This window comes from Chryseobacterium pennipullorum, assembly GCF_003384725.1.
Taxonomy (GTDB): domain Bacteria; phylum Bacteroidota; class Bacteroidia; order Flavobacteriales; family Weeksellaceae; genus Chryseobacterium; species Chryseobacterium pennipullorum.
In genome coordinates this window covers 36,116-49,465 of sequence record NZ_QNVV01000009.1, presented here as the reverse complement: position 1 = coordinate 49,465, position 13,350 = coordinate 36,116, and the positions used below count along the sequence as shown (strand labels likewise).

10 protein-coding genes are annotated in these 13,350 nt (G+C 41.1%); 7 read left to right on the top strand and 3 right to left on the bottom strand.

The genetic code is table 11. The features are described from left to right. The first annotated feature begins 15 nt into the window (after positions 1 to 15). Positions 16 to 3,138 (top strand): efflux RND transporter permease subunit, encoded by a 3,123-nt coding sequence (locus DRF67_RS11330; protein ID WP_115928420.1) that lies wholly within the window; start codon positions 16 to 18, stop codon positions 3,136 to 3,138. Continuing rightward, positions 3,119 to 4,570 (top strand): TolC family protein, encoded by a 1,452-nt coding sequence (locus DRF67_RS11325; RefSeq protein WP_115928419.1) that lies wholly within the window; start codon positions 3,119 to 3,121, stop codon positions 4,568 to 4,570. Before DRF67_RS11330 ends, DRF67_RS11325 begins: the two co-directional genes overlap by 20 nt. A gap of 275 nt (positions 4,571 to 4,845) precedes the next feature. On the opposite strand, the gene DRF67_RS11320 is transcribed toward DRF67_RS11325, so the two are convergent. Continuing rightward, on the bottom strand, positions 4,846 to 5,274 hold the full coding sequence (locus tag DRF67_RS11320; RefSeq protein WP_115928418.1) for a cold shock domain-containing protein: 429 nt from the start codon (positions 5,272 to 5,274) through the stop codon (positions 4,846 to 4,848). Positions 5,275 to 6,002: 728 nt separating this feature from the next. Between DRF67_RS11320 and DRF67_RS11315 the strand changes: the two genes are divergently transcribed. Further along, positions 6,003 to 6,758 (top strand): SDR family oxidoreductase, encoded by a 756-nt coding sequence (locus DRF67_RS11315; RefSeq protein ID WP_115928417.1) that lies wholly within the window; start codon positions 6,003 to 6,005, stop codon positions 6,756 to 6,758. Between the two features lie 72 nt (positions 6,759 to 6,830). Here the strand turns inward: DRF67_RS11315 and lgt are convergent, their stop codons facing one another. Continuing rightward, positions 6,831 to 7,667: a prolipoprotein diacylglyceryl transferase gene (lgt, locus tag DRF67_RS11310; protein WP_115928416.1), complete on the bottom strand. Its 837-nt coding sequence runs from the start codon at positions 7,665 to 7,667 to the stop codon at positions 6,831 to 6,833. 268 nt (positions 7,668 to 7,935) lie between these two features. Between lgt and DRF67_RS11305 the strand changes: the two genes are divergently transcribed. Then, positions 7,936 to 8,253, top strand: a complete 318-nt coding sequence (locus DRF67_RS11305; RefSeq protein WP_115928415.1) for a low affinity iron permease family protein — start codon at positions 7,936 to 7,938, stop codon at positions 8,251 to 8,253. A gap of 15 nt (positions 8,254 to 8,268) precedes the next feature. Here DRF67_RS11305 and DRF67_RS11300 read toward each other — a convergent pair whose 3' ends face one another. Next, the gene (locus DRF67_RS11300; protein ID WP_115928414.1) at positions 8,269 to 9,273 is read right to left on the bottom strand and encodes a LacI family DNA-binding transcriptional regulator; all 1,005 of its coding nucleotides are present in this window, start codon (positions 9,271 to 9,273) and stop codon (positions 8,269 to 8,271) included. 163 nt (positions 9,274 to 9,436) lie between these two features. Between DRF67_RS11300 and DRF67_RS11295 the strand changes: the two genes are divergently transcribed. The 3 genes from DRF67_RS11295 to DRF67_RS11285 all read left to right on the top strand — a co-directional run bounded on the left by DRF67_RS11295 (position 9,437) and on the right by DRF67_RS11285 (position 13,345). Further along, positions 9,437 to 10,873 carry a mannitol dehydrogenase family protein gene (locus DRF67_RS11295; RefSeq protein WP_115928543.1) on the top strand — a complete coding sequence of 479 codons (1,437 nt, stop codon included), beginning with the start codon at positions 9,437 to 9,439 and terminating at the stop codon, positions 10,871 to 10,873. Between the two features lie 6 nt (positions 10,874 to 10,879). Then, positions 10,880 to 12,232, top strand: coding sequence for an MFS transporter (locus tag DRF67_RS11290; RefSeq protein WP_115928413.1), 1,353 nt, complete (start codon positions 10,880 to 10,882; stop codon positions 12,230 to 12,232). A 192-nt stretch (positions 12,233 to 12,424) separates the two neighbouring features. Beyond that, positions 12,425 to 13,345: a carbohydrate kinase family protein gene (locus DRF67_RS11285; RefSeq protein ID WP_115928412.1), complete on the top strand. Its 921-nt coding sequence runs from the start codon at positions 12,425 to 12,427 to the stop codon at positions 13,343 to 13,345. Positions 13,346 to 13,350 lie beyond the last annotated feature (5 nt).

Here is a 13,350-nt window from a genome sequence, read left to right as displayed (position 1 = left end):
TTAAATCAACGTATCATGGTAGAAATGTTTATACGACGAAAGGTTCTTTCGTTGGTTATTTCCATAGTATTTGTACTGCTGGGGATCATGGCTTTACTGAAAATGCCCATTACCCAGTTTCCGGATATTGTACCGCCATCTGTAACCGTAACGGCAAAATATACCGGTGCCAATGCAGAAGTATCGGCCAATGCAGTAGCACTTCCTTTGGAACGGGCTATCAACGGGGTTCCGGGGATGACGTATATGTCAACTGTAACCTCTAATGACGGGCTCACGCTCATCCAGGTTTTCTTTGAAGTTGGAACGGATCCCGATGTAGCGGCCGTAAACGTCCAGAACAGGGTAACAACCATTCTTGATGAGCTTCCGGAGGAAGTGATCAGAGCCGGTGTTACTACGGAGAAAGAGGTAAACAGCATGCTGATGTATCTTAATATTACCAGTGCTGATCCCAGCCAGGACGAGCAGTTTATCTACAACTTTACGGATATCAATGTTCTTCAGGAGCTGAAACGTATCGATGGAGTAGGGCGTGCGGAAATTATGGGTCAGAAAGAATACTCGATGAGGGTTTGGCTGGATCCGCAGAAGATGGCTGCTTATCGTATTTCGGCAGATGAGGTAATTATCTCACTCCAAAAGCAGAATATATCAGCGGCACCTGGAAAGGTCGGGGAGACATCCGGGAAAACTTCCAGTCAGTTGCAATATGTAATCAAATACAAAGGTAAATTTTTTGAACCTAAACAATATGAGGAAGTTCCCATCAGGGCAGATGTGGACGGAACGATCTTAAAACTTAAAGATATTGCCAAAGTTGAGTTTGGAGCAATGAACTATGGGATGGTCTCCAAAACGGATGGGCGACCCTCGGCATCAATCATGATGAAACAGCGTCCCGGCTCCAATGCTTCAGAAGTTATTGAAAGCGTAAAAGCTAAAATGGAAGAGCTGAAAGGAACTTCCTTTCCTCCGGGAATGGAATATAATATGGCATATGATGTTTCAAGATTTCTTGATGCCTCCATCAGTGCAGTATTAACCACCCTTATCGAGGCTTTTATCCTCGTAGGAATTGTGGTGTTTATTTTCCTTCAGGACTGGCGTTCCACATTGATTCCGGTGCTGGCGGTACCTGTGGCATTGGTAGGAACCTTCGCTTTTATGAATATGCTGGATTTCTCGGTCAACTTACTTACGCTGTTTGCTTTGGTTCTGGCGATCGGAATTGTCGTAGATAATGCCATTGTCGTCGTAGAAGCGGTCCATGTAAAAATGGAAGAAGGTTTAAATGCACTGGATGCCACCATTACCGCAACCAAAGAGATTGCCGGAGCTGTTGTGGCGATTACCATCGTCATGTCTGCCGTATTCATTCCGGTTGCTTTCCTCGACGGGCCTGTAGGGGTATTTTACAGACAATTTTCATTAACGCTGGCAATCAGTATTGTCATTTCGGGGGTCAATGCCTTGACGCTTACTCCGGCTCTTTGTGCCATTATCTTAAAGCCGCACCATCCTGATAAGAAGAAAACAGTCGTTGACAGATTTTTCCAGAGTTTCAATACAGGTTTTGACCGTCTGACTAATGGTTATGTAGGTATTTTGTCAAAATTTGCGACAAGAACTACTGTTACTTTTGGACTGCTCTTTTTATTTGTCGGGCTAACTTTTGTAACCAGTAAATTCCTGCCGACCGGATTTATTCCGATGGAAGACCAGGGAATGGTCTATGTAAGTGTTACGACTCCTCAGGGAGCTACAGTAGAAAGAACAGAAAAGGTGCTGGACGAAGTAACGGTGATTGCTAAAAAAATAGAAGGAGTGGAAAACGTTACCACACTGGCAGGATATAGTATTGTAACAGAAATTGCAGGCTCGTCCTACGGAATGGCAATGATAAACCTTAAAGACTGGAAACAGAGAAATATCTCTGTCAATGACCTGATCGCAGAGCTTTCTGAAAAAACAAAAGGTATTGCTGATGCCCAGATTGAGATTTTTGCACCCCCAACAGTTCCGGGATTTGGAAATACCAGTGGTTTTGAATTGAGGTTGCTGGACAGAACGGGTGGAAGCATTGAGAATACTGATAAAATCACCAAGGACTTTGTGAAAAAGCTTAATGAATCTCCTGAGCTTCAGAACAGCTTTACCAGCTTTGATGCTACTTTTCCGCAGTATATGATCCATGTGGATTATGATATGGCGGCGAAGAAAGGTATCTCGGTGGATAATGCCATGTCTACCTTACAGACCATGCTGGGATCCTACTATGCCACGAATTTCATCCGGTTTAGCCAGATGTATAAAGTGATGGTTCAGGCAAGCCCTGAACACAGAGATACTCCTGAAAGTATCCTGAATTTATATCTGAAAAATGATAAAGGGGAGATGGTGCCTTTTTCCACCTTCATTACCATTGAAAGAGTATATGGTCCTGAAGTGTTGACGAGGTACAATATGTATATGTCTGCGATGATTAATGGGGAGCCGGCTGATGGATACAGTTCCGGTGACGCGATCGCAGCGGTAGAGCGTATTGCTAAAGAGAGTCTGCCGAGAGGCTTCGATATCGAATGGTCGGGGATGACCAGGGAAGAGATTCTTTCGGGAAACCAGACGGTGTATATTTTCCTGATCTGCTTACTATTTGTCTACCTGTTGCTGGCTGCACAGTATGAAAGTTTCCTGCTTCCGATGCCGGTGCTTTTAAGTCTTCCTACGGGAATCTTCGGATCCTATATCGCACTGGTGCTCGCCGGGTTGGATAATAATATCTATGCTCAGGTTGCTTTGGTGATGCTGATCGGACTTCTGGCAAAGAATGCGATTCTGATTGTAGAATTTGCAGTAGCCAGAAACAAGCAGGGGTTTGATATCGTTCCTGCGGCTATTGAAGGAGCAAGACAGCGTCTGAGGCCTATTTTGATGACCTCTTTTGCATTTGTAGCAGGTCTTATTCCATTATGTATTGCATCAGGGGCAGGTGCTATCGGTAACCGTTCTATCGGAACTGCGGCGGCAGGAGGAATGCTGATCGGAACCATCTTCGGGCTGGTAGTCATTCCGGGGCTGTACATATTCTTTGCGAAACTTGAAAATAAGAAGAAAGATGAAAAAACTGAATTATAAAAATATAGGGTACGTCATCGCAGCACTGAGTCTGATGTCATGTGCTGTCCCGAAAGTAACGGAGCTTAAAAAAGCCCGTACACTGCCAGATGAAGTGATCAGAAAGGAGAAAAATTCGGGAACGGAAGAATTTCAGCAGATCAATCTGAAGGCTTATTTTACGGATCCTGACCTCACGGAACTTTTTGAGAAGGTAATGAAGGCGAATCCTGATTTCCAGATTGCCCAGCAACGGGTGGAAATTGCCAACAGCTTTCTTCAGCGGTCTAAGATGGATCTCCTGCCTTCCCTTGATGTTGGGGTAGAAGCATCCGGAAACCGGTATGGGAAATATACGATGGAAGGGGTGGGGAACTATGATACCAACTTGTCTCCAAATATTGCGGAAAATCAGAAAATCAACAGAGATTTTACCCCCAACTATTGGCTTGGAGCCAGGAGCAGTTGGGAAATTGATGCCTGGGGCAAGCTGAAGAATAAAAAAATTGCGGCCCAGAAAAAATACCTGGCATCTACAGAAGGATTAAGGTTGCTGCAGGTAGAACTTTTTACCGATATCGCGAATCTGTACTATCAGCTGGTGGCTCTGGACAACCGTCTTGCTATTTATCAGAAAAATTATAATCTTCAGCAGCGGGCATTTGAAATTGTTCTTGCACAGCGGGAAGTAGGAAAAGCGACAGAGCTTGCCGTACAGCAGTTTAAAGCTCAGAATAACAACTGGCTGGCAGAAATTGAACATATCAAGGTCGAGATTGTTACCGTAGAACAGGCCATCACCACCCTTACCGGAAGCTATGGCGGAGTGGTAAAACGTGGAAAAACATTAATGCCTACCAATATGGAAATTCTTAATACAGCCATTAATGTAGAAGAGGTTATTCACTCGAGGCCTGATGTAGCAGCAAACTATTATGTCCTGGAAGCATCCCAGGCAGATGCCAAAGCGGCCAGGGCTGCATTCTATCCTAAAATTGATCTGGGTGCCGGATTTGGATTGAATTCTTTTTCCGTGGAGACATTCTTCAAGCCAAGTTCACTTGCAGGACAGCTGCTGGGAGGTCTGATGGTTCCGGTTTTTAATAAAGGGCAATTGAAATACGAATTTAATGTGGCCAGCAAAGAGCAGGAAATTGCCTTTCTGAACTATCAGAAAAGCATAACAACAGCATTTAATGAACTTCAGTCTATCTTGAAGCAGACCAGAATATATGAGCGTGTTCTGAAGCTGAAATCCGAAGAAGTGGGATTTTTGGACCGTGGTGTTGAGGTTTCCAACGATCTTTATCTCACAGGCTATGCCAATTATTTTGAGCTGATCAATTCACAGAAGAGTAAACTTACTGCGGAGCTGGATCTGCTGCAGTTTCAGCATCAGAATACCCGAAATAATGTACTGCTGTTCAAAGCGCTGGGAGGAAAGCTGAATTAAGATCCAGGATTCAATTCACTCAGCAGGATGCAACGCATTTAAAACAGGAAAAAGGTGACTTCCTTATAATGATCGATTGATCTTTATGTAAGGGATGTCACTTTTACCTTATTCTTTCAATGCAATGATTGTCTTACAGGATAACCGGACATTTTACCGGTTTTAGAAACCGGCCATTTTTATTTTTATGATGTACGAAGAAAGCCACCTGAAAAGGTGGCTTTCTGTATGGTCTGAAACAGATATTCTGTACACTACAGATCTCTGTTCGAAAATTATTTAACAATCTGGATATTGACTGCGGAGAATCCTTTAGGAGACTTTTCTTTCTCAAAAGATACTTTATTTCCTTTTTTTACAAGTTCTGCACAGTTGTTATTGTGGAAGAAGATATTTTCTTTCGTACTGTCTTCAGTAATGAAGCCATATCCTTTCTCACTGTGGAAGGTAATAATTCCTGTTTTTCTCGGATCTTCCTCAATAATAGGAGCTGCACCCAGCTGAATTTCTTCAAGGTTTACTTCCTGTCTCTCTTCAGGTGGAGTAGAGGTCAATCTTCCGAATTCATCTACATACATGAATACATCCTCCATGTCCTTCCCTTTGTTGTTGTTCGTTTTACGTTCTTCGCGTCTTAGCGCCTTTTCTTTTTGCTTTTGAATTTTTTTCTTGAAATTTTCCTTTTTAGAAAAAGAATCTGCCATAAATTATTTTTAGTATTAAGTTTCTATATTGTTTTGTTTTCAGTCTGGTCTGTAGAGACCTTACAAAGCCCGTTGATGTTTTCTGTCTTGGATTTCCCAATCATCCAGAGCTTAAAATTCCGACAAGTATTGTTCCTAATAGAAGAATAAAAGTTTAAAATATGGCTGCTCAAAAAGCAAAGACTGAATAAAAAGATATTCGAGCCGTTACAGAAAACAAAGTAGTGACTTGGTTACAATGTACAAATATACAACAATAAAATGAATAATCCCGTTTTAAACAATTGATTATCAGAAATAGTTTCAGGAGAGTTTCTGTAAAAATATGATGATGTAAAAAGACAGTGATGGGAAGTCGTCCTTAAAGCAAAGCGGTAAAAAATCCCCGGCGGGCCGGGGGTTATAAAAAAATATATTATAAAAATGATGTGGTGTAATAATACAGGTGGGGAAGTATCAAATGCTATGCCTAAAATTCACAAATATTAGAGATTTGTTTAATATTTTTAAGGTGAAACAGGAGGTTCATACTCTATCTTGTTGGTAAATAGGATTATAGTGTTAATACTATTTTTGATAAAATTTCACGCGGTATAGCCGGATCTGATTTCCATTGGCATTTATCTGCTGTTTAAATTTTAAAATTGATGCAACTCCCGAAAAATTCACCATATTGAGATGCTTTTTATTATTCATCTTTGTTTCATTAACATTTTAAAATAAGAATCATGTCAACACAAGATGTAAAAGGTAAAGTTGTTTTAATTGCCGGTGGAGGTAAAAACCTTGGCGGATTATTGAGCAGGGATTTTGCTGCAAAAGGAGCAAAGCTGGCTATTCACTACAACAGTGAAAGCTCCAGAGCTGAAAGCGAGAAAACGCTTGCAGAAGTTCAGGCATCAGGAGCAGAAGCATTTCTTTTTCAGGGAGACCTGACCAAGGTAGATCAGATTGCCCGGTTTTTTGATGAAACCATTTCGCGTTTCGGCGGAATTGATATTGCGATCAATACGGTAGGAATGGTACTGAAAAAACCGTTTTCCGAAACCACAGAATCTGAATATGATACGATGTTCAATGTGAATTCCAAGTCTGCCTACTTCTTTTTGCAGGAAGCCGGTAAAAAACTGAATGACCATGGGAAAATCTGTACCATTGTCACATCTTTGCTGGCTGCCTATACCGGACTGTATTCTACGTATGCAGGAGCAAAGGCACCCGTAGAGCATTTCACGAGAGCAGCTTCCAAAGAATTCGGGGCGAGGGGAATTTCTGTAACGGCTGTAGCACCAGGCCCGATGGATACTCCATTCTTTTATGGACAGGAAACCGACGATGCAGTGGCATACCACAAATCTGCTTCAGCACTGGGCGGGCTTACAGATATTAAAGATATCGCTCCATTAGTAGAATTTTTGGTGACTGAAGGATGGTGGATCACGGGGCAGACGATTTTTGCCAACGGTGGATATACCACAAGATAATCCATACTATAACCTATAAAAAAACTCACTGAAAAAGCTTTCAGTGAGTTTTTTTTTAAATAAGTTTCAGAATTAGGAGGTCTTCATTTTCCCTCTTTCCAGTATACTTTTGATGATAAAAAATAATCCCAGAAGGACAAAAGGAATACTCAGAAGCTGGCCCATATTAAGGCTCATACCATGTTCAAATTCAACCTGGTCCACCTTGATAAATTCGATCAGAATCCTCATGATAAAGATGAGTAAGATACTGATGCCGAAGTAAAACCCTTTTCCGATGCTGAAGATGTTTTTTCTGTAGATAAAGTATACCAGCAAAAAGATCACAAGATAAGAAATGGCTTCGTACAACTGGGCAGGATGCCTTGGCAGGTCATCTACCTGTCTGAATACGAAAGCCCAGGGAACATCTGTTGGAATCCCGATGATTTCTGAGTTCATCAGATTGGCAAGCCTGATAAAAGTTCCACCCAGCGGAAGCACGATCGCTATGGCATCCAAAACGGTCATAAACGGAATAGAAAACTTTCTGGAATAGAGCAGGAGCATAATCACCAGCCCGATACCACCCCCGTGGCTCGCAAGACCTGCAAATCCTGTAAAATGATAGATCCCGTCCGGTCCTTTCTGAATAGGTAAGAATATTTCAAGCGGATGCTGAGAGTAGTAATCAAAATCATAAAAAATACAGTGTCCCAGCCTGGCTCCTACCAATATGCCGATCAGTGCATAAGAAAACAGGGCTTCGTGTGCTTGGGAACTCAGATTTTCCTTTTTGTAAATTCTTTTTAAAATATTGAGACACAGGACAAGACCTGCAAGGAATAATAGTCCGTAATATTTTAAGGGAATCCCCAAAATATTGACGATTTCGGGATTAACATCCCAGTTGATGTATAGTAAACTCATTGATATTGTTATCGGATTTTCAGTCTGCAAATATAAGGAATTAGGATTTTCCGGGTATTTACATCCCGTTTTGGTGGTTTATGATCTGAGTCATAAAGTTTTAGCCTGCAATTATTTATATTTGATGATATCCGTCCAAAGACTTTACGGACCATAATTCCGCCATCGCTTACATGATAAAGCGGAGTTACCATTGATCAACTAAAATAATCAGAAATGCCTGTTTTTAGTGGAAAGCATTGAGAAGGACTAACGTAAAAAAACAGTTATGATACACAATATATTCAGCAGATTAGGAGGGAACTGGGCCGATTACTTCAAAGGAAGCGCAGTACTTGGGATTGCCGGATTGGCTGTATTGCTTATACGCAATACACAAAACAGAGATATGAAAGCTCTTCAGATTAAACTCGATGAATTGATCGCTGAGAAGAATACAGTGGACTCGCAATTTGAGGACTTAACAGATGATGAGTTCAATCAGCTTCAGAATTTCTATAAGAATGTTGAAATTCAAAGGATGCGAAACAGGGATAAAAATGATGTTGCTCCAGAACAGGAGATGACCTACTACCGGTATAAATAAACCAGGATAATTTTATCAGGTAGACGCTCTGTAAACCAGTTCTGCATCCATTACAACAGATCTGCTGGAGACTCTGTTGTTTTTGATCTTTTCCAATGCCAGCTCCGCAGCGGCTTCACCCATTTTTTCCAGAGGCTGCTGTACACTCGTCAGCTGAGGATATACCATTGATGACAGCTCTGTACCCGAAAAACTCGCTATTGCCACTTCGTCAGGGACCTTTATCTTTTGTTCGAGAAGAAAATTCATCGCACCCATAGCCAGTGTATCACTGAATGCAAAAATACTGTCAAATCCAATATTATTGTTTAATAGCTGTTTGACTGCCTTTCTCCCATGCTCGAAGCTCATTCCATCGGTTTGTATAATCAGGTTGTCATCAAAAATATTGTATTTCATCATAATACGCTTATAGCCATTGACTCTTTCTACAGCATTTCGGATGGTGGATGGCCCCATAAGATGAACAATTCTTTTTCTTCCGGTCTTAATTAAATATTCCACCATTAAGGAAGCTTTAATGGAATCATCAATGATTACCTTCGATACATCCAGGGACTTATGTGGGATCCTGTCAAAGAATATGAGTGGAATTCCCTGATTCATAATATGCTCGTACAGATCGTTATTATGGGTTTCATGGCAAAGATTGATGATAATGGCATCTACATTAAACTCTTCCATGAGTTGTAAGTTTTTCCTTTCGATAAGGGGATCTTCATCGGATTGGGTGATGATGATCCGGTATCCGAGCGGATAAAGGATATTCTGAATTCCTTTAAGAACTTTTGATGAAAACGGAGTGATCATTTCCGGAACTACAAATCCGATGGTTTTGGATTGTCCCGACTTTAAATTCAAGGCGGTAAGGTTGGGTTTGTAGCCTAATTTTTCCGCAGCCTCCAACACTCTTTTTCTCGTTTCTTCACTTACATTTTTATCATGAAGCAGCGCCCGGGAGATGGTAGAGGTGGATAATGACAAAAATTTGGACAGATCTTTAATCGTAATACGTCTCATCAGCCTTATTTTTTCGCTAAAAATAATAAAAAAATAGGCAATTGGGAACGTTCCCGGACTTTTGGGAACGTTCCCAATTCAAAATGTATAAAAAAAATCTACAGTTAAGTGATTGTTAATTTAGTTTTAACGAATCGGTTAATCTGTTACAAAATTTATGTTTATGAGTATGATTTATTATCATTATGAAGGTCTGGAAATCCGTACGGGGATTTTGCATATCGGAGTGGGAAATTTCCATAGGGCGCATCAGCAATTTTATACCAATCTGGTGTTGAATGACGATGACCAGAAAGATTGGGGAATCTGTGGCGTATGTTTGTTGCCTTCAGATGAAAGGATGGTTACGGGTTTGAGAGCTCAAAATCTTAATTATTCACTCACCGTATGTGGGAGAAGCGGTGAAGATGAGGTCTATAAAATAGGTTCATTACGGGAACTGATCTGGGGAGTGGAAGATCCATCAGCCGTGATAGAAAAAATAGCAGACTGTTCCGTCAGAATCATTAGTTTAACCATCACAGAAGGAGGCTATAATCTGGATAAGGAAACAGGAGAATTTATACTCGATCATGAAAAAATACAACATGATCTGAAAAGACCTGAAGTTCCTGCTACTGTTTTTGGTTTTGTTGCGGAAGGCTTACGCCGGAGAAAAATACAAAACGGGGCTGGTGTTACAATCCTTTCATGCGATAATCTTCAACATAACGGAAATACCGCGAAAAAAGCTTTTATGACTTTTATAGAAGCTCAGGATCAAGAACTGGCAGCATGGGCAGCAGAATACGTTACTTTCCCCAACAGTATGGTGGACCGCATCACACCGGCCACAACTCCGGAAGATGTCGAAAGGCTAAACAAACGCAACGGCACAAATGACCTTGTACCTGTATATTGTGAAGACTTTTCCCAATGGGTCATTGAGGATCAGTTTATTGCGGGAAGACCTGCCTGGGAAAGAGTAGGTGTAGAATTTACCCGGGATGTAACCGCGTTTGAAAATATGAAACTCAGTCTGCTGAATGCTTCTCATACCTTATTGTCTTATCCAGCATTTCTCATGGGATACCGTAAGGTTGATCAGGCTATGAAAGATGAAAATCTTGTGAAATTTATCAGGATTTTTATGGATGTTGATAGTGCGCCATTCGTTCCTGCTCCTGAAAATACAGATCTTGAGAAGTATAAAGAAACCCTTATCGAAAGGTTTGCAAACCCCAGTGTAAGTGATCAGGTAAGCCGTTTGTGCTTTGATGGAATTTCAAAGTTTCCGGTATATATTATTCCCAACCTTGATAAGATGATAAAAGAAGGGAAAGATCTTACCAGGCCTGCGTTTCTTATTGCATCTTACAGGCATTATCTTAAATATAAGAAAGATGACCGTGGCGATATTTTTGAAATAGGAGAGCCCTGGCTGACGGAAAAAGATAAACAGCTCATCAGCAGCGAGGATTCACTGGCCTTTTTGGAACTATCCGCTTTTAAAGGAGTTCGTCTGAAAGATTCGCAAGAATTTATACAACAATACCGCCGGTTTGTAAAGGATATTAAAGAAGTGGGAGTGGATTCCGTGTTAAAATCAATCATACAATAATCAATCATGCAGATACATCCAGGTATAAGCTCCCCGGGCAATAAGACCAATAATGCGATATTGCCGTTTGCAATCATTACGTTTATTTATTTTATCGTAGGTTTTCTGACTACGGTAAACGAACAGCTGCAGGCCCCTTTGAAATTTACTTTTCTGAGCCATGCAGGCAGTCTCAAAAATACACTGACTACGCTGATCTCGTTTTTCTTCTTTTTGGGATATCTCCTGAACGGAACCCTGGGAAGCCGGTGGGTGAATGCCTTTGGATATAAAAATACTATTTTGCGTGGGCTTTTATTTATGATTTCCGGGTTATTCATGTATTTGTGCTCGTCATGGTTTGGAAGCCATTATCCAGATTTGACGTTCAGTATAAAAGATGCGGTCGTCCCTTTTGGGTTTATTATTTTTGTAATAGGATCTTACCTGATGGGAACTGCAGCATCTATTATTCAGGTGGTTGTGAATCCTTATGCAGCGTCCTACCCACTGAGGGGAACGGAGCCGGTACAGCGTCTGAATATTCTTACCGCCATCAATTCGATAGGCACTACCTCTGCACCATTTTTTGTTACGGTAGTGATGTTCAGCGGGATTTCCATTGAAAAGATAGAGATCAGGCAGCTTTTATTTCCCCTTTCTATGCTTATGATTTGTATTGTAGGTGTAATGATCATTACCAAAAGGCTTCACCTTCCGGATCTTGCCGATACCAGACTGGTTGGAGAAGAAAAGCTTGAGCGGAGTATATGGTCATTCAGACATTTCGTGCTGGGAGTTCTGGCTGTATTTTTTTATGTAGGAACTGAAGTAGCTATCGGTGCTAATATTAATTTATATGCTTTTGAACTGATGGATTCCGGTCACCCGATCACATTTTTCGGAAAAACAGATATTATGGTTGGGGGAATGGACCTGGGCATCCATGCTTTATTGTCTACTTTATATTGGGGAGGTTTCCTTGTGGGAAGGGCGGTATCCAGTTTTTTGAGTAAGATTTCCGCAAGAACACAGCTGGTGACAACGACATCAATGGCAGCTATCCTTGCCTTAATATCCATGATGACACAAAATCTATGGTTTCTGGTGGCCATAGGCCTGCTGCATTCGTCGATGTGGAGCTGTATTTATACGCTCTCCATCAAAGGATTGAATAAATACACTTCCAAAGCATCAGGGATTTTCATTTCAGCAGTATTTGGCGGTGCTGTGTTTACCTTAATTCAGGGCGGACTGGCAGATGTCTTAGGGTCATGGAGATGGACGTGGTGGCTTACCGTCATCTGTGAATTGGTGATGCTTGCTTACGCGCTTTTTGGCTCCCGTATAAGAGAAAAAGACATTATTCAATCATCGTAATCATTTTTTAACACTAAGGTTTTGCAAAATTGGATGAGGAAGATGTAAAATTTCCTTAGGCATAAGGGAGTATAAAATTCTCGCAGCAACCGTACGTTTTTTCAGTTTTGTGTACAGGTTTGCTTATTCTGAACAGATAAAATTCAAAATTGAATCTTTTATCAACTCAATACATTTAATTACTTTTATATCATGGAACATATAAAAACCCAAGCCGTTTGTTTCGGAGAGGTTCTCTGGGATATTTTTCCGGGAGAACAGAAGAGAATAGGGGGAGCGCCCTTTAATGTAGCGTATCATCTTTCCAAAATGGGACTGGAGGTCAATATGATAAGCAGTGTCGGTGATGACAAGCCCGGGCATGCGCTGTTGGAGAAAATGAAAGGCTGGAACATTCCTACAGAGCATGTCCAGATCACGACGAGGTATCCTACCAGTACTGTTATAGCTACAGTGGATGAAAATAATGATGCGCATTATGAGATTGTGGAAGACGTAGCATGGGATTTTATTGATGCCACTGCCAAAAACAAGGAAATCCTCACCACCGCAGATGCATTCGTATTCGGAACACTTGCCGCGCGGAACGAAAAATCCAGAAATACATTGTTTCAATTGCTCGACATCGGCAGCTACAACGTTTTTGATATTAATCTCAGAGAGCCGTATTACGAGGTTGGAATGATCAAGGATCTACTGTACAAAACACATCTTGCCAAATTCAACAAAGCAGAAATGCGGATGATGCTGGATTTTTTAGGGAAAGAATATACTACTGAAGAAGATGGTGTCAAATATCTGCAGGACCGGTTTGATCTTCAGGAAATCATTATTTCCAAAGGAAGCAAAGGTGCACTGTATGCCCATGAGGATCATTTGTATAGGTACCCTACGATACCGGTTAAAATAAAAGATACCGTAGGAAGCGGTGATTCTTTTTTAGCGGGTTTTCTTTCCAAAAAACTTGACAAACAAAGTTTTGTACATGAAACCATGGTTCAGGCCGTTTCACTGGGTGCATTTATAACTTCGCAGGAAGGAGCATGTCCGGAATATTCACAGGAAGATTTTAGCAGATTCAAAAATGAACATCCTGTATTGGCGCTGCCATGAGGTGA

Bases quoted from the DNA above. Each gene is read 5' to 3' on its own strand.
- lgt (WP_115928416.1), bottom strand. From the start codon at position 7,667: ATGAGTTTACTATACATCAACTGGGATGTTAATCCCGAAATCGTCAAT.
- DRF67_RS11285 (WP_115928412.1), top strand. From the start codon at position 12,425: ATGGAACATATAAAAACCCAAGCCGTTTGTTTCGGAGAGGTTCTCTGG.
- DRF67_RS11295 (WP_115928543.1), top strand. From the start codon at position 9,437: ATGAGTATGATTTATTATCATTATGAAGGTCTGGAAATCCGTACGGGG.
- DRF67_RS11320 (WP_115928418.1), bottom strand. From the start codon at position 5,274: ATGGCAGATTCTTTTTCTAAAAAGGAAAATTTCAAGAAAAAAATTCAA.
- DRF67_RS11330 (WP_115928420.1), top strand. From the start codon at position 16: ATGGTAGAAATGTTTATACGACGAAAGGTTCTTTCGTTGGTTATTTCC.
- DRF67_RS11325 (WP_115928419.1), top strand. From the start codon at position 3,119: ATGAAAAAACTGAATTATAAAAATATAGGGTACGTCATCGCAGCACTG.
- DRF67_RS11305 (WP_115928415.1), top strand. From the start codon at position 7,936: ATGATACACAATATATTCAGCAGATTAGGAGGGAACTGGGCCGATTAC.
- DRF67_RS11315 (WP_115928417.1), top strand. From the start codon at position 6,003: ATGTCAACACAAGATGTAAAAGGTAAAGTTGTTTTAATTGCCGGTGGA.
- DRF67_RS11290 (WP_115928413.1), top strand. From the start codon at position 10,880: ATGCAGATACATCCAGGTATAAGCTCCCCGGGCAATAAGACCAATAAT.
- DRF67_RS11300 (WP_115928414.1), bottom strand. From the start codon at position 9,273: ATGAGACGTATTACGATTAAAGATCTGTCCAAATTTTTGTCATTATCC.